General features: G+C 72.5%; 19 protein-coding genes. 9 read left to right on the top strand and 10 right to left on the bottom strand.

The window, feature by feature from the left end:
* Window positions 1-8: 8 nt before the first annotated feature.
* The 3 genes from FOF48_RS31485 to FOF48_RS31475 form a co-directional block, all read right to left on the bottom strand.
* A complete protein-coding gene (locus FOF48_RS31485; protein ID WP_143907750.1) occupies window positions 9-1,610 on the bottom strand; it encodes an ATP-binding protein in 1,602 nt (533 codons plus the stop codon).
* A 215-nt stretch (window positions 1,611-1,825) separates the two neighbouring features.
* Window positions 1,826-2,266: a helix-turn-helix domain-containing protein gene (locus FOF48_RS31480; protein ID WP_143907748.1), complete on the bottom strand. Its 441-nt coding sequence runs from the start codon at window positions 2,264-2,266 to the stop codon at window positions 1,826-1,828.
* Window positions 2,267-2,326: 60 nt separating this feature from the next.
* The gene (locus tag FOF48_RS31475; RefSeq protein WP_143907746.1) at window positions 2,327-2,704 is read right to left on the bottom strand and encodes a helix-turn-helix domain-containing protein; all 378 of its coding nucleotides are present in this window, start codon (window positions 2,702-2,704) and stop codon (window positions 2,327-2,329) included.
* Window positions 2,705-2,935: 231 nt separating this feature from the next.
* Between FOF48_RS31475 and FOF48_RS31470 the strand changes: the two genes are divergently transcribed.
* From FOF48_RS31470 to FOF48_RS31460, 3 genes are all read left to right on the top strand, one after another.
* Window positions 2,936-4,135 carry a serine/threonine-protein kinase gene (locus tag FOF48_RS31470; RefSeq protein ID WP_143907744.1) on the top strand — a complete coding sequence of 400 codons (1,200 nt, stop codon included), beginning with the start codon at window positions 2,936-2,938 and terminating at the stop codon, window positions 4,133-4,135.
* A gap of 115 nt (window positions 4,136-4,250) precedes the next feature.
* Window positions 4,251-5,570: a serine/threonine-protein kinase gene (locus FOF48_RS31465; protein WP_143907742.1), complete on the top strand. Its 1,320-nt coding sequence runs from the start codon at window positions 4,251-4,253 to the stop codon at window positions 5,568-5,570.
* Window positions 5,571-5,812: 242 nt separating this feature from the next.
* Window positions 5,813-6,223: a hypothetical protein gene (locus FOF48_RS31460; protein WP_143907740.1), complete on the top strand. Its 411-nt coding sequence runs from the start codon at window positions 5,813-5,815 to the stop codon at window positions 6,221-6,223.
* Window positions 6,224-6,365: 142 nt separating this feature from the next.
* Here FOF48_RS31460 and FOF48_RS36635 read toward each other — a convergent pair whose 3' ends face one another.
* On the bottom strand, window positions 6,366-6,785 hold the full coding sequence (locus FOF48_RS36635; RefSeq protein WP_161666289.1) for an STAS/SEC14 domain-containing protein: 420 nt from the start codon (window positions 6,783-6,785) through the stop codon (window positions 6,366-6,368).
* Window positions 6,786-6,954: 169 nt separating this feature from the next.
* On the opposite strand from FOF48_RS36635, the gene FOF48_RS31450 reads away from it, so the two are divergent.
* Window positions 6,955-7,638 carry a hypothetical protein gene (locus FOF48_RS31450; protein WP_143907738.1) on the top strand — a complete coding sequence of 228 codons (684 nt, stop codon included), beginning with the start codon at window positions 6,955-6,957 and terminating at the stop codon, window positions 7,636-7,638.
* 24 nt (window positions 7,639-7,662) lie between these two features.
* On the opposite strand, the gene FOF48_RS31445 is transcribed toward FOF48_RS31450, so the two are convergent.
* The gene (locus tag FOF48_RS31445) at window positions 7,663-8,076 is read right to left on the bottom strand and encodes an STAS/SEC14 domain-containing protein (RefSeq protein WP_143907736.1); all 414 of its coding nucleotides are present in this window, start codon (window positions 8,074-8,076) and stop codon (window positions 7,663-7,665) included.
* 366 nt (window positions 8,077-8,442) lie between these two features.
* Between FOF48_RS31445 and FOF48_RS31440 the strand changes: the two genes are divergently transcribed.
* The 3 genes from FOF48_RS31440 to FOF48_RS31430 all read left to right on the top strand — a co-directional run bounded on the left by FOF48_RS31440 (window position 8,443) and on the right by FOF48_RS31430 (window position 11,598).
* On the top strand, window positions 8,443-9,396 hold the full coding sequence (locus FOF48_RS31440; protein WP_143907833.1) for an ArsA-related P-loop ATPase: 954 nt from the start codon (window positions 8,443-8,445) through the stop codon (window positions 9,394-9,396).
* Window positions 9,393-10,502, top strand: a complete 1,110-nt coding sequence (locus tag FOF48_RS31435; RefSeq protein ID WP_143907734.1) for an ArsA-related P-loop ATPase — start codon at window positions 9,393-9,395, stop codon at window positions 10,500-10,502. Before FOF48_RS31440 ends, FOF48_RS31435 begins: the two co-directional genes overlap by 4 nt.
* Before the next feature lie 115 nt (window positions 10,503-10,617).
* Entirely contained in the window at window positions 10,618-11,598 is a 981-nt protein-coding gene (locus FOF48_RS31430; RefSeq protein ID WP_143907732.1) for a CBS domain-containing protein, read from the top strand.
* 56 nt (window positions 11,599-11,654) lie between these two features.
* Here the strand turns inward: FOF48_RS31430 and FOF48_RS31425 are convergent, their stop codons facing one another.
* The 4 genes from FOF48_RS31425 to FOF48_RS31410 all read right to left on the bottom strand — a co-directional run bounded on the left by FOF48_RS31425 (window position 11,655) and on the right by FOF48_RS31410 (window position 14,525).
* On the bottom strand, window positions 11,655-12,455 hold the full coding sequence (locus tag FOF48_RS31425) for a Rieske 2Fe-2S domain-containing protein (RefSeq protein ID WP_143907730.1): 801 nt from the start codon (window positions 12,453-12,455) through the stop codon (window positions 11,655-11,657).
* A complete protein-coding gene (locus FOF48_RS31420) occupies window positions 12,452-13,027 on the bottom strand; it encodes a YceI family protein (protein ID WP_143907728.1) in 576 nt (191 codons plus the stop codon). The genes FOF48_RS31425 and FOF48_RS31420 overlap by 4 nt, the downstream gene beginning before the upstream one ends.
* A gap of 78 nt (window positions 13,028-13,105) precedes the next feature.
* Window positions 13,106-13,900, bottom strand: coding sequence for a hypothetical protein (locus tag FOF48_RS37635; protein WP_143907726.1), 795 nt, complete (start codon window positions 13,898-13,900; stop codon window positions 13,106-13,108).
* A 205-nt stretch (window positions 13,901-14,105) separates the two neighbouring features.
* Complete coding sequence (locus FOF48_RS31410; RefSeq protein ID WP_235685909.1) at window positions 14,106-14,525, bottom strand: nuclear transport factor 2 family protein; 420 nt, start codon at window positions 14,523-14,525, stop codon at window positions 14,106-14,108.
* 501 nt (window positions 14,526-15,026) lie between these two features.
* Between FOF48_RS31410 and FOF48_RS31405 the strand changes: the two genes are divergently transcribed.
* Window positions 15,027-15,884 carry a GNAT family N-acetyltransferase gene (locus FOF48_RS31405; protein WP_186002147.1) on the top strand — a complete coding sequence of 286 codons (858 nt, stop codon included), beginning with the start codon at window positions 15,027-15,029 and terminating at the stop codon, window positions 15,882-15,884.
* Between the two features lie 101 nt (window positions 15,885-15,985).
* Window positions 15,986-16,762, top strand: coding sequence for a hypothetical protein (locus tag FOF48_RS31400; RefSeq protein WP_143907720.1), 777 nt, complete (start codon window positions 15,986-15,988; stop codon window positions 16,760-16,762).
* Between the two features lie 11 nt (window positions 16,763-16,773).
* Here FOF48_RS31400 and FOF48_RS31395 read toward each other — a convergent pair whose 3' ends face one another.
* The gene (locus FOF48_RS31395; RefSeq protein WP_143907718.1) at window positions 16,774-18,249 is read right to left on the bottom strand and encodes a hypothetical protein; all 1,476 of its coding nucleotides are present in this window, start codon (window positions 18,247-18,249) and stop codon (window positions 16,774-16,776) included.
* Window positions 18,250-18,355 lie beyond the last annotated feature (106 nt).

The raw sequence follows: 18,355 nt of genomic DNA, 5'->3' as shown, positions 1-18,355 counted from the left end.
GATCTCCGTCAGGGGGTGGGGCCCGGGTCGTGGGCGGTGTCCGGGGCAGGTTCGCATTCGGGGAGGTCGAAGGAGAAGCGCGTTCCCGCGCCGGGGGCGGTGGTGAAGCGCAGGGTGCCGCCCATGCGGGACACCAGTCCATGGGCGATGCTCAGGCCCAGGCCGGTGCCGGAGCGCTTGCGGGTGTCGGAGGCGTCCGCCTGGGCGAACTTCTGGAAGACGCGGGCCTGGAAGGCCTCCGGGATGCCGGGGCCGCGGTCCTGCACGCCCACGCGCAGGGCGCCGGCCTCGCGGGTGAGGGAGAGGGTGACGCGCTCCCCCCGGGGGGAGAACTTGATGGCGTTGGACAGCAGGTTGGCGAGCACCTGGATGAAGCGGTCCTCGTCCACCCGGGCGTGGGCGTGGGGGGCGTCCACGGCGACCTCCAGGCGGACGCCATATTCGGCGGCGTAGCCCTGGTGGGCCTGGAGGGCCAGGGTGAGCAGCGGGGCGACGGGGGTGGAGGCCATGTGGAGGTCCAGGCCGCCGGACTCCATCTTCTCCAGGTCCAGGATGTCGTTGATGAGGCGCAGCAGCCGTTCGCTGTTCTTGTGGGCGATGCCGACCATCTGCTCCACCTGGGAGTCCAGGGGGCCGGCGATGCCGCCGCACAGGAGCCCCAGGGAGCCGCGGATGGAGGTGAGCGGCGTGCGCAGCTCATGGCTCACGGTGGAGATGAACTCGTTCTTCATGCGCTCCACGCGCTGGTGTTCCTCGGCCAGGAGGCGGGCCTGGGTGACGTCGCGGGCGACGGCGTAGAGCAGGCCCTCTTCCGGATCCGGGACGGCGTTCCACTGGAGCCAGCGCCAGGAGCCGTCGCGGCAGCGGGCGCGGTGCTCGAACTGGAGGACGGGGGCGCCTTCGCTGGCGCGGGCCAGGTGCCTCGCGGTGCTGGCGCGGTCCTCCTCCAGGGCCAGGTCCACCAGGGAGGAGCTGTAGAGCTCCACGTCGGAGAAGCCGAGGGTGCGGTTCCAGGCGCGGGACAGGCGCAGGAAGGTGCCGTCCATGGCCGCGATGCAGAGCATGTCCACGGAGACTTCGAAGAAGCGCTCCTGCTGCTCCAGGGCGGCGCGGGCCTCGCGCTCGTCGAGCGCGTTGAGCTCCACCTCCGCCCAGCCCGCCATGTCCACGAGCGCGGCGCGGTCCGCGTCGGAGAAGTCGCGAGGCTGAGAGTCGATGAGGCAGAGGGTGCCCACGCGGCTGCCGTCGCCGGCGCGCAAGGGGTGGCCGGCGTAGAAGCGCACGAACGGGGCGCCCAGCACGAGCGGGTTGTCGTGGAAGCGCGGATCGCGCAGCGCGTCCGGCACGACGAAGGTGGCGGAGGAGAGGATGGCGTGGCCGCAGAAGGACAGCTCGCGCGGCGTCTCCAGGGCGGACAGGCCCTGGCGGGCCTTGAACCACTGCCGGCCCTCGTCCACCAGGGACACGAGCGCGATGGGCACACGGAACAGGTGGGACGCGGCGCGCACGATGCGGTCGAAGCGTTCGTGCGGGGGCGTATCCAACAGACACAACGAGCGCAGGGCCTGGAGGCGCCGGGGCTCATCCGCGGGCGTCGGGGGAGGGAGCATGGCGTACGCCCCGTGCTACCCCACCCGTCTGGCATTGGGGAGGGGGGCTCGCACGAAGGCACGCCCTCGGGTCCGCGGAGCAGGCGAGCAGACAGGAAATGGGTGGTGGGACTGCACGTCAGGGCTCTTGAAATCGCGTTGGGTTTCGGATTGCTGACATTGCGTCAAGACAACCGCGCCTCACCGCGCTCGACGAGGTGCCGTGACGCCGTGCCCTACGTCCGGCGCTTCCTGCCCGGAGCCGGGGTCTTCTTGCGGGCGCCAGGCGCGGAGGGCCTCGCGGGCATGACCGACACCACCGTGCGCACCACGCGCGCCACGGCCTTCAGCTCGCGGGGCTCCAGCTCGCGCAGCGTGCGCAGCAGGCGCCTCAACTCCAGCGAGTCCTCCTGACGCGGCGTGGCCCTGGGCGACACCGGCGAGGGTCCCTGCCCCACGCCCAGCAGCACGTCCGCGGACACCGCCAACACGTCGCACAGCCGCCGGAGGTTCTGCGCCCGGGGCAACATCCGCCCCCGCTCCATCCGGCTGTAGACCTCCATCGCGATGCCCACGCGCTCCGCCACGTCCGCCTGCGTGAGTCCCAACCGGATCCGCGCGTCGCGGGCGGCGGCTCCAAAGACCGTGTTCAGCTTCTCGTTGACCGGGGCGGGCATCCCCCAAAACCTTGCACCTCTCCCCTCACATGCAAGTTTTCAGGCCCGCCCCGCCGCCCTTCAACGCTCACGCAATGCCAGCGCACCCTGGATGACGAGCCCCATCGCCTTCAGCGCCTCCTCGTCCAACGGCCGCAACACACGCACCAGCCGCCGCAAGGCCGGGGAGTCCTCCTCGCGGTCCGCCAATGCCAGCGTGCGCGCCTCCTCCGGCGGCGTGGGCCCGTCCAATCCCAGGAGCGCGTCCGCGCGGATGCGCAACACCATGCTCAACCGGCGCAACGTCGTGGAGCTGGGCAACACCCGCCCCCGCTCCATCCGGCTGTAGACCTCCATCGCGATGCCCACCTGGCTGGCGACGTCGCCCTGGGTCAGGCCCTGCCGCTCGCGGGCCGCTCGCGCCACCGCGCCCACCGTGATGGCCAGCTCCTCGTTCATTGCCGCTCACCACCCCTCACCGGACCATGTCTCCCAGGACGTCAGGTGTCCGGCAGCCTACCTGACACGGCAGCCACACTACCCCAAGGGACATCCGCCATGCTATGGACCTCCCAGGTCCTACCGCCCCTCTTCACGCATGCATCCTCCCACCCACGTTCTCCCTCTCCGATTGAACCCCTCACATCTTCCCGGCGCCCGCCATCCCCGGGGCCCGGGCGGTGCCGCGCCATGAGCACCGGCATCGGGGGACATCCGCTGCTGCTGCGGCCCCAGGAGGTCGTGGGCAGCTTCAAGCTGGTGAAGCGCCTGGCCACCGGCGGCTACGGCACCGTGTTCCTGGCGGAGAGCGGCGGAATCCCCGTGGCGCTGAAGTTCGCGCTCCACGGCCCGCAGGACTCCGAGGAGGGCTCGCACGTGGACGCGCGCACCCTCAAGGAGGTGAGCGTCCTGCACCGCATGACCCATCCCAACGTGGTGGCGCTGCGCGGCTACCACCGCTGGCCGCACCCGCGCACGGGCTACCTCTTCCTGGTGATGGACTACGTGGAGGGGCCCACGCTGTCGGACTGGGCCGTGGAGGCGCGGCCCACCGCCCGGCAGGTGGCGCGGCTGTTCGCGGAGCTGGGCCTGACGCTGGACTTCATCCACCGCGCGGGCGTGCGCCACCGCGACATCAAAGGCAGCAACATCATCGTGCGCGCGTCGGACGAGCGCCCGGTGCTGGTGGACTTCGGCTCCAGCGACCACGCCTGCGCCCCGGCCATCACCGACGGCCGGCCCCCGCCGGGCACGCCCAGCTACCGCAGCCCGGAGCTGCTTCGCTACTGGCTGAGCCACCCCCAGGGCATGTCCCGCTACGTGTACCAGCCCACCGACGACCTCTACTCCCTGGGGCTCGTGCTCTTCCAGGTCCTCACCGGCGACTTCCCCTACCCGCCGGACGTGCCGGCCGCGGCGCTGCTGGGCGGGATCCAATCCATCAAGGGCCGCTCCGCCCGGGCCCTCAACTCCCGCGTGCCTCGCGCCCTCGATGACATCTGTGAACGCCTGCTGCGCCAGGACGTCCACCAGCGCTACCAGATGGGCGCGGACCTCTACGCGGACCTGAGCGCCGCCCTGGAGCAGGCCACGTCCAGCTGGGACCTCCCCCTGTTCAACGCCCCGCCCCTCCACGATGCCGTCACCGAGGAGTCCGACGCGTACTTCGACGGCAACGAGGAGGCCCGCGAGCTGCGCCGGTGGGCCCGCGCCCCCGAACGCCGCGCCCCGGGCGCCGCGCCCCACTCCAGCGACCCCACCCCCGCCCCCACGGTGGGGCTGGCCGCGCCGCTCCCGCCTCCCCGGTCCTGGCCCCAGGCCCGGTGGCTGGCCTTGCGGCGGTGGTGGGCCCGGGGGCTGCGGCGTCTGGGATTGCGCCGGGACCGCTGAACCCCTGACGTCCTCCGCCTTCCAAACAACCCTGGAGGTTTTCCCCGCGACTGGGTTTGTGCTACCTGCGGGGTCGAGCGATTCGCGCTCGACCTCACAGGTTGAAAGGCAGGACATGAAGACGCCCGATACGACGACGGAGGAGATCCCCGGCGTGCCCCGCCGGCCGCGCGTGCTGTTCACGGTGGGAGGCACGGCCTTCGAGTTCGTCCGCAAGCTGGAGGTGCGCTCCACCGGGGAGCTGCTGATGCTGGCGCGGCGGCGCTACCGGGGCGGGATGGGCGGCCCGGTGGTCATCAAGCGGCTGCGCAACCCCTCTGGCTTCGTGGAGCGGCGGCGGCTGGTGGAGGAGGTGGAGCTGACGTACCGCCTCAACCACCCGGGCATCGCGAAGGTCTATCACCTGAAGGCCTACCGGGGCGTGCCGCACGTGGTGATGGAGTACGTGGAGGGCCGCTCCCTGGACACGGTGCTCAACCTGGTGGCCATGCGCCGCAAGCCCATGTCCCCGGCCTTCGGCGCGTGGGTCGTCTCCGAGGTCGCGGAGGCCCTGCACCACGCGCACACGCTGCGGGATGAATGGAACCGGCCGCTGGGCATCGTCCACCGCGACGTGAGCCCCCGGAACCTGCGCCTGGGCGTGCACGGCGAGGTGAAGCTCACCAACTTCACCGCCGCCTTCTCCACGCTGCCCGGGCGGGAGATCACCAGCCGCCCGCTGGTGAAGGGGGACGTGGCGTACGCGTCACCCGAGGCGCTCCGGCGCGAGCCCGTGGACGCGAGGAGCGACCTGTTCTCCCTGGGGCTGGTGCTCCTGGAGGTGCTGACGGGGACGCATCCCCTGGCCCACGGGGACACGGCGCCCCCGCCACCACCGGACCTGCCCCCGGTCCAGGCCCAGGGCCCCACGTGGATGCCCCTGACGGAGGTGGCGGCGCGCATGGCGCTGGTGGGCCCCCAGGAGGTGGCGGACCTGGCGCGCGACGTCCCAGCGGGCCTGAGGGCGGTGGTGGTCCGGGCGCTGCGCCAGTCCCCGGCCGACCGCTTCGGCACGGCGGCGGAGCTGGCGGAGGCCCTGCGCGAGTGGCTGCGCGAGCACGCCCCCACCTACGGACGGCAGGCCTCCGCGGAAGAGGTGGCGGAGGCCGCGCGCGAGGCCACCGGCCGGCGCAACCAGGCGGAGCTGCTGGAGGGCGGGCTGCACCCTCGGGAGCTGACGGCCGAGGAGGCCGCGATGGCCTCCGAAACCGCCGAGCCCGCGCACCCGCCGCCCTTCCTGGCCGGTGACGACGTGACGCCGAGCGTGCACGACGAGCCCCTGCCCGTGGAGGACCTGGATGAGCTGGCCGGGCTGGACGAGGAGGCCCCCGAAGAGGTCTTCGAGGAGTCCTTCGAGGACGATGACCTGGACGACGACGGCCACGAGCCGGTGTGAGCCCAGGCCAGCTCCCACGCCAATCCAGACATCGGCGCGCCGTCACCCAACCCCATCCATGGCATGACAGTCTTTGGGCCCCCGGGCCCTGTCCCTCCCTGCTTCCGCGTGTCGCCCTGATGCCACCCACGGGAGGGCCATGACGCCTGGCTGCTCGCCCTGCGGCCCCGCGGGAACGCTCGGGCGCAGGTTGCCGTTCGCGGGGGGCGATGACGAACCTCCTTCGACGGAGGGAACCCACCATGGCCGACAACGACAAGCGCCCCGTACCCCCGCAGCCCGCCGAGGACTACTACGGGCGCCCGACCGACCCGCGACATGGCGAAGAGGCTCCCCGCGAAGCGACGGAGCCGAAGGCGCCGCCGCGCCCTGACTCGGAGGAGGAAGAGGAGGAGACGCGGCCCCCGCGCCGCGAGCTGACCGAGGCCGACGAGAAGGGCGTCCACCTGCGCACCGAGGACGACGACGACGACCGCGACCTCCGCCTCCACGACGACGCCAGCGGCCTGCACCTGTTCGACCCGCGCGAGCGCACGCCCGGGGCCATGCTCGACGACATCCCGGATGGCGACGGCCCGCGCAGCGACGCGGGCACCAACCCGCTCTCCGACGTGTATCGCTATGGCCACCCGGACCGGTGCCTGGATGTCTGAGCCGCGCAGGCTCCCGGCCCCCCGCCCCTCCTGACGCCGAGGAGGAGCGGAGCCACCGGAGGCCGCCCTGCGCGGGCCAGGGCGTGGGCACGGGATGCCCGTCCTGGCCCGCCTCCGCGCTCCACCGGACGACGGCCGCGTGTCACCCGGTGCGGCGCGGGGCGTGCTCCTGACGGTGCGTGTCCACCCACGCCTCGGCCTGCGCCATCGTGTCCACGAAGACCGTGTCGAAGCTGGCCGTGTGGCCGGTGAGCAGCATCGCCACCGACATCGCCTTGCCCACCACCCGCTGCGTCAGGTCCGACCCGACGTACACCACCGAGCGCATCCACTCCGCGCGCACGTTGTTGGCCAGGTACTTGCGGGACTCGGCCGGCAGCTCGGAGCCCGGCACCTCCGCCACCAGGTAGAACGGCCCCTGCGCCGCCATCTCCTCGTAGACCCGCAGCGCCCACTTGGCGTCCTGCAGCCCCACCATGCCCGTGTATCTCGTGTGCAACACGTCCGGCGCCATCATCCGGATGCGGTGCGCGCCACACGTCCATTCACGCAGTTGATCCATTCGGTCCTCCCCCCGGCGTCACTGGACGAACCCTACGCCGACCCCCGCCACCCCAGGGAAGCGCCCCCTGGCGAACCTGCACCTTGGGACAAGGCGCGGCTGTCCATTGGATGTCAGACCCTCACTGTACTGTGTACCCATTCCGACAGCCTTCCAGAGGGGGAACACCGTGCCGGAAACCCGTGAACTGCCGCGCGTCTCGGTCAACAAGCTGGGGGAGTACCTCATCGCGACGCCTGCCCGCCGGAAGCGCATCATCCACGACCAGAAGCACCCGCCGGAGGCCCAGTATCTGCGCTACCCGGAGGCGTCCCACGCCATCACGGAGTTCCTCTGCCGGGGCCTGGACCTGAACGTCCTGCGGGAGGCCCAGCGCCGCTTCGCCTGCGCGGTACCCCAGACGGAGTTCGAGGCGCAGCGCATGCAACTGTGCTCGGAGGCGCTGGAGCGCTTCGCGGACCTGGTGCCCTGGCTGGACCTGGATGACGCCATCATCAGCGCGGTGGGCGCGGAGCCGCCCGTGCTGGAGATGGCCGGCGTCACCATCAGCGTGCGCCCGGAGGTGGTGGTGCAGCGGCTGGACAAGCAGGGCAACCCGCGCGTGGGGTTGATGAAGCTCTACTTCTCCAAGACGCACCCGCTGGACGAGCGGAGCGGCCAGTACATCGGCACGCTGCTCCAGCGCTTCGCGGAGCAGCACCTGTGCCGGCTGGGCCCCGCGGACCACCGGTTGATGACCGTGGTGGACGTGTTCGCCGGGTCGCTGTTCGTCGCGCCGCGCGCGCACATCCGCCGGCTGGGCGACGTGGTGCTCGCGTGCGAGGAGATCGCCGAGCGCTGGGCCGTCCACTGACGGCCTGGGTCCCCCGCGCCGGCTTCAGGGGGCTTGAAGGCGCCGGTGGGCCTCCAGCCACGCGCGGGCCTGGGCCTCGGAGTCCACGAACTCGGCGTCCAGCTTCGTGTCCCCGGAGAACTGGAGCGCGACCACCAACGCCCGCAGGACCTCGCGGTGCGTGCGCTTCGCGCCGAAGAAGACGACGCCGCGGAACCACGTGGGGCGCACGTGTTCGGCCAGGTACTTGCGTGGCGCCACCGACAGCCCCTCGGAGCTGCTCAGGTCCACGACGAGGTAGAGGCGCTTGTCGGGGCCCGCCTCCAGATCATGGAACACGTCCACGAGCTCACGCACGTCCGTCTCGGAAAACGAACCCCGGACCTTCGTCCAGAGGATGTCGGAGGACTCCAGCGAGACACGCTGTGTCCCGAAGACCCACTCCCGCAGCACCGCCATACCCTCTCCCACGCAGAGGGCCGCAGGGTACCTAAAACCACAGGGACGCCACCAGTCCGTGGCCCTCTCTTTCCCGGAGGATACGGACCCGTGGGACCTGTCGGGTCCTCCGCGCGCGCGTGGACGGCGGGCGCGGCGCGGCCTCGCACGTCGCGTCATGACCCACGGGCGGTGGACCCCGGCGCCCCTCCACCCATGCGCTCCGTGGGGGTGGGGACCTGACGGGTCGCCGGCGGAAGCCGCTATGATTGCCGGCGAGCGGCCGTGCGGACGACCGTTCCTGGGCGCATCACCGGGTGGTTGTCGGGACGCGCTTCCTTGCTCACTGTGTAGGGTCGCGCCCGAGGCGCGGGGGATGGGAGCGTGGTGCTGGAGTCCTTGTGGAGCAGACGCGCCGTGCTCGTGTCGGGCAAGGGCGGCGTGGGGAAGACGACGGTCTCCGCGGCCCTGGCCCTGGCGGCGGCCCGCACGGGCCGTCCGGTGCTGCTGGTGGAGCTGTCCCCGGACGAGGGCGGCCCGTCCGCCCTGGCGAGCCTGGTGGGCGCGAGGGAGGCCGGGCCCCGCGTGGTGCCGGTGGCGCCGAACCTGTCCTTCGTGCGCCTGTCCGCCCAGGAGGGGCACCGGCTCTTCCTGGAGGAGACGCTGCCCGTGAAGTGGCTGGCGGAGGCCGCGCTGCGCTCCAGGGCGCTGCGGCGCTTCCTGGAGGCGGGCCCCGCGCTCAAGGAGATGGGGCTGCTGTTCCAGATGCTCGCCCTGCTGCGGCGCAAGCACCCGGACGGCCGCGCGGTGCACCCGCTGGCGGTGGTGGACCTGCCCGCCACCGGCCACGCGCTGGCGCTGGCCACCCTGCCCCGCAGCATCCTGTCGCTGATGCCGGGCGGGCCCGTGGGCCGCGCGGTCCGCGAGGGGTTGGACCTGCTCCAGGACCCTTCGCGCACCGGCGTGGTGCTCACCACGCTGCCAGAGCCCCTGCCGGTGAGCGAGACCCTGGCGCTGGTGGAGGAGCTGAAGGACGTGGGCCTGCCCCTGTCCGCCGCGGTGCTCAACCGGATGCCGGAGGACCCCTTCACGCCGGAGTCGCGCGCGGCGCTGGAGCGGCTGCTGGAGACGCACGGCCCCCACCGCGGCCAGCGGGCGCTGGAGCGGCTGGAGCGCGCGAGGGAGGCGCGGCGGCGGCTGGCGGCGGGCACGCCCGTGCCACAATGGGGGATGCCGGAGCTGGCGCTGACGGGCATGGCGCTGGTGGAGCGGCTGTCGGAGCTGCTGGTGTCCCCACTCGAAGGGGCCGCTGTCCCGAGCGGCCAGGAGGCCACGCCATGAGCCTGGACGGCTTGCTGCGCGACAAGCGGATCATCGTCCTGTGCGGCGCGGGCGGCGTGGGCAAGACGACGACGGCGGCGGCGCTGGGCGTGGCCGCGGCCCGCGCGGGACGCCACGTGCTGGTGCTCACCATCGACCCGGCCCGCCGGCTGGCGGAGGCGATGGGGCTGAAGGAGAACGGCTCGGAGCCCACGTCCGTGCCCCCGGAGCGGCTCTACGCGGACGGCGCCCGCGGCGCGGGCCGGCTGGACGTGTGGATGCTGGAGCCGCACATCGTCTTCGAGCGCATGGTGCGCCGGCTGTCCGCCACGGAGAGCGCCGCGCGCGCCGTGCTGGAGCATCGCCTGTACCGCTTCCTGTCGGAGCTGGTCGCGGGCGTGCAGGAGTACGCCGCCGCGGAGGCGCTGGACGGCTTCCTGGCGGAGGGGCACTACGACCTCATCCTCCTGGACACCCCGCCCAGCCGCCACGCGCTGGACTTCCTGGACGCCCCGGGCCGGCTGGCGCGCTTCCTGGACGACCGGGTGGTGTCCCTCTTCGGTCCGGATTCGGGCCGCGCCGGCCGGCTGTGGCAGGGCGCGCAGGCGCTGGTGGGCAAGGTGCTGGACGGCATCTTCGGCGACGGCTTCGCGCAGGAGATGCGCACCTTCGTCGCCGCCTTCGGAGGCCTGTTCGCCGGCATCCGGCTGCACGCGGACCGGCTGCGCCAGCACCTGTCGTCGAAGGACGCGGCCTTCCTGCTCGTCACGTCGCCGGAGGCCGCGGCGCTGCGCGAGGCCGCCTTCTTCCAGGAGGCGCTCCAGGCCAAGGGCCTGCCCTTCGCGGGCTACGTGCTCAACCGCAGCTGGGCGCGCGAGGACGGCCTCGCCCCGGCCGCCAACCTGAAGTCCCACGCCCGCGGCGCCGCGGACACCGACGCGGTGCTCGCGCTGGAGCACCTGGAGGGCATGGAGGACGCGCGCGCGAAGGCCCACCGGTCGCTGCTGGCGAGGCTTGCGGAGGGGCTGCCCCGGGGCGCGCTGGCCATCGCCGCGCCGGACGCGGGCGCGGACCTGGAGGACTTCCGGGGACTCGTGCACCTGGGCGACGCGCTCACCGTCGCCTGACGCGGCCGTCCTCGCGAAGGGCGGGCGGACGAGCGTCGCCGCCCACGGCTGGCTGGAGCTTTGCGCGCCCCGGCCGGCTTCCCATGTTCGTCAGGCGAGGAGGCCTGCGACGCACATGGGCACCAAGGACCACGGCAACGGCAACGGACGGCAGGACCTGGGGCGCTCGGACATCTCCACGCCGCCCACGGAGGCCATGGCCACGCACCGCGCCCCGGACGTGGCCCCCCCGGGCTCGCGCGAGCGCGCCGAGTCCGACGTGAGCGGTTGGAACCCCGCGCGCGACGAGGAGCCCGCCGCCCGCGAGGGCCGCTTCCACCGCGCCGCCGCCTGGCGCCTGGGCCAGGTGCGCACCGACGTGGACGACACCGGCGCGTGGCGCGCGGACCGCGACGGCGAGCACGGCGGCGCGGAGGGCCCCTACGGCCGCGACGACCGGGACGTGCGCTTCGCCAACGGCGAAGGCCCCGACCGGACGATGGGCGAGGTCCCCGACTACGAGCTGCGCGGCCAGCGCTCCGACTACCGGGAGTGGGACCGCACCGGCTACGGCGGAGAGGAGCCCCTGCTGCGCGACCGCCCGGCCCGGGACCCGCGCGCGGCCCCCGCCCGACCGGCCGCGTCCTCCCAGCGCCGCTGGAGGCGGGAGCGGCTCACCGCGCGCGACGTGATGACCCGACAGGTGCGCACCGCCCACCGCGGCAGCACGCTGCGCGAGGTGGCGCGGTTGATGCGGGACGAGGACTGCGGCGCCGTGCCCATCGTGGACGCGGAGGGCCGGCTGCTGGGGCTCGTCACGGACCGGGACCTCGCGCTGCGCGCCTTCACCGGCCCGCGCTCCGTGGACGGCCTGCGCGCCGGGGACGTGATGACGGAGGACCTGCAGGCCGTGATGCCGGAGGAGGACCTCCACGGCGTCATCGACCTGATGGGCCGCAGGCAGGTGCGCCGCGTGCCCGTGGTGGAGCCGGATGACCGGCTGGTGGGCATCATCGCGCTGGGGGACATCGCCCAGCGCGCGGACCAGGACGAGGCCTTGCAGGACGCGCTGGCTCGCATCTCGTCGCGGCGCTCGTTCTGGAGCCGGTTGCGCTGAGCAAGGCCCTGGGAGCGGGAGGCACGCGGCCTCCCCTCCGCCATGGGCCCCTCGCCTCAGGGGATGGTGACGACCACCTCGGACGCGCCCGGCGCCACCGTGAACGTCTTCAGGTCGCTGGTGGCCGGGCCCTGCGTCACGGTGCCCGTCTTGGTGAACGTCGACGCGTGGCAGGGGCAGAGCAGCTCGTCGAGGCTGGCCTCGAAGCCCACTTCGCACTGCTGGTGCGGACAGATGGAGTCCACCGCCGAGTACGTGCCGTCCGCCAGCTTGAAGATGAACACCGTCTTGCCGTAGCCGGTGGGCTTCCCGCTCACCATGCCGCCCGCGTTCTGCAGGTCGGGGAACTGGGCGAAGGTGAGGGTCAGCTTCCCGTTGACCACGGCGGGGAAGGTCTCGTCACCGGCCTTGAGCGAGATGCTCAGCACCTGCGTGCCCGCGTTGTACGTGGCCACGTACGTCTTCAGCGGCACCGTGGCGGGCGGGTGCGTCACCTTGCCGTCGGTGGCGAAGCGGGACAGGTGGCAGGGGCACACGGCCTCCGTGCCGTCGAAGCCCATGGGGCAGCCCACGTGGGTGCACGTGGCGGACAGCACCGCGTAGGTGTCCGCCGACGGGTGCACCACCAGCAGGTTCTCCTGACCGGAGCCGCCCGGGAAGCGCAGCGTCACCGCGCCGCCCGTGCGGGACAGGTCCGGGTAGCGCTGCACCACCAGCGCCACGATGCCGTCCTCGCCCGGCATCGGCACATCCAGCACCGGCGCGGGGTCGATGTCCGGCGCGCACGCCGGCAGCCCCGCGACCACGGCGCCCGTTCCCAACACTTTCTTGAAGAAGTCCCGGCGCGACGAGCTCACGTGCCCTCCTGGAAGACGAGGTGGGGCTCCAGCACCAGCTTGTCATCCACCTTCACCAGCAGCAGCGTGGGGCGCTCGATGTTGTAGCCCTCCAGGCTGATCTCGAAGGCGCCGTCCGCGGTCACCTGCTTCGCGGAGTCGAACTTCACCGTCATGGGGACCTCCACGTCCTTCGTCACGCCGTGGAAGGTGAGCTTGCCCTTGAGCTTCACCGGCACGGAGCCCGGGAAGGTCGCGGGCGCCTTCACGCCGGTGGCCACGGCCTTGAGCTCCACGAGCGGGAACTTGGACGCCTCCGTCACCTCCAGCATGTGCGTGTCGCGGTTGGAGTTCTGGGAGTCGAAGTCCTTCACCTGGGCGCGCACGGCCACCTGGAGGGTGCCGTCCGGCTTCAGCACGGCCTTGCCCTCGCTGGGAGGGGCCTTGCCGGACACCTCGTGCAGCTTGTGGATGAGCTTGTAGGTGAGGTTGCTGGAGTCCTTCTTCACGGAATACATGCGGACCGCGTCCTGCGCGGCGGCGGGGAGCGCGAGCAGCAGGGCAGCAAGCGGGGCGAGTCGACAGGCAATCACGGCGTCCTCCAGGAAGGGATACAGCTGCCTCCACATAACGACCTGCGCGCGGAGACATTCACGACAGGGAGTCTCACGTCAGAAGGTGAGCGTGACGATGCCCGCGGCGACACAGCCCAACGTCGCATAGCCCACCACCTGGTGCGCGGTGGCGAGCTTCGGCTCTCGCAGCTCTCCGTAGCTGTCCGTCGCCAGGATGCCCAGCACCGCCTGGGTGATCATCCCCGCGGTGGCCAGGCTCATGAAGATCTTGTGGAACGTCACCGTGTCCCACTGGAACGCGCGCTCCACCGGATCCGGCGCCAGGACGCCCAGCGTGGCCACCGTGGCGAACAGCACCGACGTGCCGATGACGACGCCCCGGTGCCAGGCGAGCAGCGAGCGGTCATCGCCATGGCCCCGGAACGAGCGGTTGAACTGGATCTGCCCCAGCACCGTGGCCGCGGTGAGGCCGCCCGCCATCGCGAGCCCCAAGCCCTGGTGCAGCTTGAGCATCGTCCGCCGCGTCTTGAGCTGGCCCTCCAGGTTCGGGTCCAGCAGGCCCGCGGACGCCTCCGACTCCGGCGTCAGCAGGTCGAAGTCCAGGCCCGGCTCCGACGCGGCGCCCGGGGTGGCCGTGGAGCCCGGCTCCTGCGTGGCGGACACCGGCGGCGTCACGTCCGGCGTCACCGGCACCGGCGCGGCCGGCGAGGAGGTCGTCTGCTCCGCCATCTCCTGCGTGGACGACGGGGTCGAGGAAGAAGCCCTGCTCTTCACGGGCTTGCGCTTGGCCGCCGCGATCAGCACGGGTGCATCCGGCGCGAGGGCCGCGCTGGCGGGGGAGGCCGCCAGGAGCAGGACGGCCAGCAGAGGGGCAATGACGCGGGTCATCATGGGATTCCCAAGGAGACGACGCGGCCCGTCGAAGTGGGCCGCCACCGCTCCACGCTACCCCGGCTCGCGGCCCCGGTGCACGGAAGTGCATGTGGGCTCTGGGTCTAGGAGAACCCTTGTCTGATGAACCCTTGTGACAGCGGCGCAACCAGGGCGGATGACGCCTGCTCACCCTCCGAGGGCCGCCTGAAGTCGTGCACGCCGCTCATGCGGGTGTGGTCGCGGGCACTTCTGAACGGGGCGCGGTCCCCTGGGCCAGCTCCAGGCCCAGGGCGTGCGGATCGAAGTAGGCGAAGAAGCGGCGGACGCGGTCGCCATCCCATTCGATGATGGAGACACCCTCGTAGGCGATGGCGGCCCCGTTGTGCGCGGTGCCCTGCGTCTCCCATTCGAGGGCCACGCGGTCGCCGGACTCAATCACGTTGCGGAAGGTGGAGCGCACCTGACCGAGCGTGCCCTTGTATTCGGTCCAGAAGCGCCGGGCGCCCGCGATGCCGGAGAAGACGCTGTGTGAGGCCACGTTGCTCACCCGCGCGTCGTCGGTGAAGAGGGCGACCAGCGGCTCGATGTCGCCGTGCTCCTCCAGGTTCCGCAGTGCGTCCACGAAGCGCTGTGCTCGTTCCATCGGCATCGCGTGTCCTCGCTCTTCGAAGTGGAGTAGGGATATGCCCGGGAAAGGTGCGCACGCGGGGGAGCTGCGACCTTCTTCTGGCGGCTGCCCCCTCGTACCCCGTGCGAAGGCAGCCCCCCTTGCCCGCCGCTGGCTCGCAGGTGAAAGAGGAGCACATCCATGTCGCAGGAAGCCCACCGCACCCGGCCTCCGACCGAGGAGGAGTCCTCTCCGACGCCTACCGCACCACCCCGGGTCAAGCGGTCGTGGCAGGAAGCCGAGGCCGCCCTGCTGGCGGGTCCTCCCGGGCCAGCGTCAGCCCAGCGAGGGTGGCGGGAAGTGGATACCGACCTCGGAGAACTGGCACCGGAGCGAGCGCTCGCGGAGAGAGCGTGGCGAAAAGCCGAGGCCGCCCTGCTGGCGCGCTCACCGGCGCTAGCGCGGGTGACGACTCCAGAAGAAGAAAAAGCCAGGGAAGGCCGCCGCCCTCCGCCCCGGTCGCGCCAAGGCGCCGGAGTGGGCAGCACGGTCTTCCTGCTGCTGACGGGGCTGTACCAGCTGCGCCGGCTGATGCCGCTCGCGGACGTGGCGCCATGGGACTTCTCGGCGCTGTTCGCGAAGGGCTACGGCACCCTGGCCCTGCTGGTGTTGTTTCCCACGCTGATGGCGCTGTGGGGCATCATCAGGGGCGACCCGACGCGGCAGGAAAAGGGCTCGATGTGGCTGCTGTTCCAGTCGGTGTGCTGGGCGGTGGTGGGGCTGGTGGTGCTCTTCCAGGGCGAGTTCGTCGCGGCGCTCCTGATGCCCTGGCACCTGACGCTGGTGTCCGCCATCCTGATGACCCCGACGACGGGGCCTCGAGAAGAGGCGCCGGTGCCGCCGAGCGCCCCACTTCAACCGCCCACCGTGCGGCCCGCGGCGCCTGAGGACCGTGCCGCTGTCGCGTCGCTCCAGTCCACGGCCGTCGCCCGGCGCCCCTCGCTCTTCGCCCTGGAGCCCGGCGCGGAGTGGGACGAGCGCCACCCGGTGTTGGTGGCGGAGGAGGACGGCCGCGTCATCGGGTGCGCCTCCACCAGCGCCTACAGCTTGCGCGAGTGTTACGCGGGCGTGGCGGACTTCCACGTCTTCGTGGCGAAGGAGGCCCGGGGCAGGAACGTGGACACGCTCCTGCTCGAGTCCCTGATGAAGGCCGCGGAGGCCCGGGGCATTCACAAGCTCACGACCTGCGTGCTCGCCGGCAACACGCACGCGCTCGAGCGGTTCGAGAAGTTGGGCTTCACCCGCGTGGGCGTCCACGCGAAGCACGCGGAGCTCAACGGGACGCGGCACGACGTGGTGGTGGTGGAGAAGGTCCTGTCCGCGAGCGTGCGCTGAGCCGCGCCACGGAGACGGCCTCTCCCTCGGAGTCCAGGCGGAAGGGGGGCCCTTGCTCCCCACCCATCCGGCGGAGGATGACTGTCGCCCAGGAGCACCCCATGTCCCAGGAAGCCACCCGTTCCGCGCCGCCCTCCACCGGAGACGAGCCGTCCGAAGGCGCGCTCGCGCCCATCGCGGCGGAGGCGTTTCCTCCGCTCGCGCTCCTGCTGGAGGAGGCGCGCTCCCCGGGCAGGGTGCCCGCGGACGTCGACGCGCTCATCGTGGGACTGGGCCGCCCGCCCTCGGCGGACGAGTCGCTCCGGGAGCGGGCGGACCTGCTCCTGGGGCTGCTGGACCGGAGCAACGAGGTGGGGGACCACGTGGGCTCGGGCGGGATGAAGGTGCGGCACGCGGCGAAGGAGGCCCTGCTGGCCCTGGGCTACCCGTACGCGATGGAGCTGCCGCCGGAGCTGCTGGAGAAGGAGGGGCTCTCCCTCAAGGAAGAGCCCCAGAACGCGGGCAAGATCGTCATCGCGGCCCTGTCCGTGCTGTACCAGTCCGGAGCCCTCTTCCTGCTCCAGCAGTTGGGCAACTCCTTCAAGATGAGCGACGACACGTTCCTCTCCGTCACGGGCGGAGGCATCTGGCTCGTGACCTTGTGCGCCGTCCTGGGCCACCTGGAGCGCTCTCGGGACCTGCAGATCCTCGGCTCGGTGGGGCTGTGGGCGATGGCGGTGGGCTGGGGGCTGTTGAGCATCCTGGGCGCCCTGCTCACGGGCGGCATGGCGCTCATCTTCCTTCCCTGGCACCTGGCCCTGTGGACCGCCATCGCGCTGCGCCCGCAGCCCGCCCCACAGGAGTCGCCGGATCCACCCGCCCCCCGGACCACGCCCTGACCTCGCGGTGCTCACCCCCGCGAGTCCTGGGCCCACTCCTCGCGCGTCCAACCCTGCCGTTCATAGAGGGCCCGGCGCTCCGTGGGCAGCGCGTCCCAGGTGAGGCCGGGATCCAGGTCCTTCGGGCGGCTGAAGAGGCCGGGGACATCGCTCCGGACGGCCTGGGCGGCGCGCTCGGGGGTGAGGCCGCGCAGGCCGTAGCCGAGCTTGAGGCCCGCGTGGTGCTGGCCGCTCTTGTCTGAGACCGCGAAGGACACGCCGCCACCGAACTCCGCGGTGCTGGGGTTGAGGGTCGCGTGCGCGCGGGCGTGCGGTCCCGCGCCCAGGGACAGCTCCACCTTGCCCTCCGAGTCGCGGCTCACGCTGGCGATGCCCAGGTCCACCTGGAGCTGCGTCTCCACCTTGCCGTGCGCATCCGTCATCACCTCCAGCCCCAGGGGTCCCGCCTTCGTGGCGACCCCCGCCTGCGCATGGACGTCGACAGGGCCGCGCGCGGAGGCGCGGGCCTCGGTCTTCAGGTGGAGCAGGTCGTGGGACGCGCTCGCTTCGGCGGAGAGGAAGGCCCCGGCGGGCTTCTCTCCGGAGAGGACCTGCGCGCGGGCGGTGACGGCCTCGTAGGCCTGGACGAGCGAGCGCTGGGGGCGGCCCAGGCCGGCCTTCCATTCGGACTCGTAGCGCTCCCTTTGGGGGTCGGACCAGGCGAGCCCGAGCGACGTCTCCCGCAGGTCCAGCGCCTGAGGCGGACCGAGCGCGCGCAGGGCTCGGAGGCTGTCGGCCCGCGCCACGGCCTCGCCGTAGCGCAGCAGGTAGGCGTCATGGGCGACGACGGCTGCACGGCCCGTGTCGGTGGCGTGGGCATTCACCGCGTCCCGCAGCGCCCCCGGCAGCTTCGGATCATTGGTGAAGACCTCGGGCCGGCCGGGCAGGCCCAGCGGCCCCGAGACACCGCCCGGACGCCGCTGGAGGACGCCGTTCGACGCGGCCTGCTCGAGGAAGGCCTGACGGGACGTGGCATCCATCCGGGACACGTACGTGGCGAGCAGGCCCTCGCGGTCCATGCGCTCCAGCGTGGCGCGGTACGCCTCGCGCGGCACGGTGCCCAGCGCGGTGTGCGCGGCCTGCACGTCGCCGCCGGTGAGGAAGGGGTTCGTCAGGCTCCGCGTCAGGTGCGACCGGAGCGTGGCGTAGACGTCCTCGGGAACGGGAGCCGAGGGGGCCCGCGTCCGGCCCCCCAGCGCCGCGAGCTCCCGGGCGGACACGGCGGGCCCCGGGGCGGTACCCGGGGGAAGGGGCTTGGGCGGAGCACCGGGGGGACCGTCGTAGGTCCGCAGCTCGTTGCGCGCGGGCGGGGCGGCGCTGCTCTCGCTGACGGAGGACCGGCGGGCACCGGCGGGGCCCACGCGTGGCTCCGGCGTGGGGGCTCCGGGTTCGGGGAGCGTGGGGTCGGGAGGAAGAGGGCTGCTACCGGGGACATCGATTCGGGACATCGGGCTCGCTCCGAGGAAGGAGGAGCCGGTCCGCGATGCAGCCGGTGCGCCACCGTCAGGTGCCTGGAATCACGGCACCCCACCACGGCCAGCCGCCCTGACGCGG

The sequence above is a fragment of the Corallococcus sp. Z5C101001 genome (assembly GCF_007352635.1).
GTDB classification, from domain to species: domain Bacteria; phylum Myxococcota; class Myxococcia; order Myxococcales; family Myxococcaceae; genus Corallococcus; species Corallococcus silvisoli.
The sequence above is the reverse complement of the archived record's forward strand: the minus strand, read 5'-3'. Positions and strand labels throughout refer to the sequence as shown.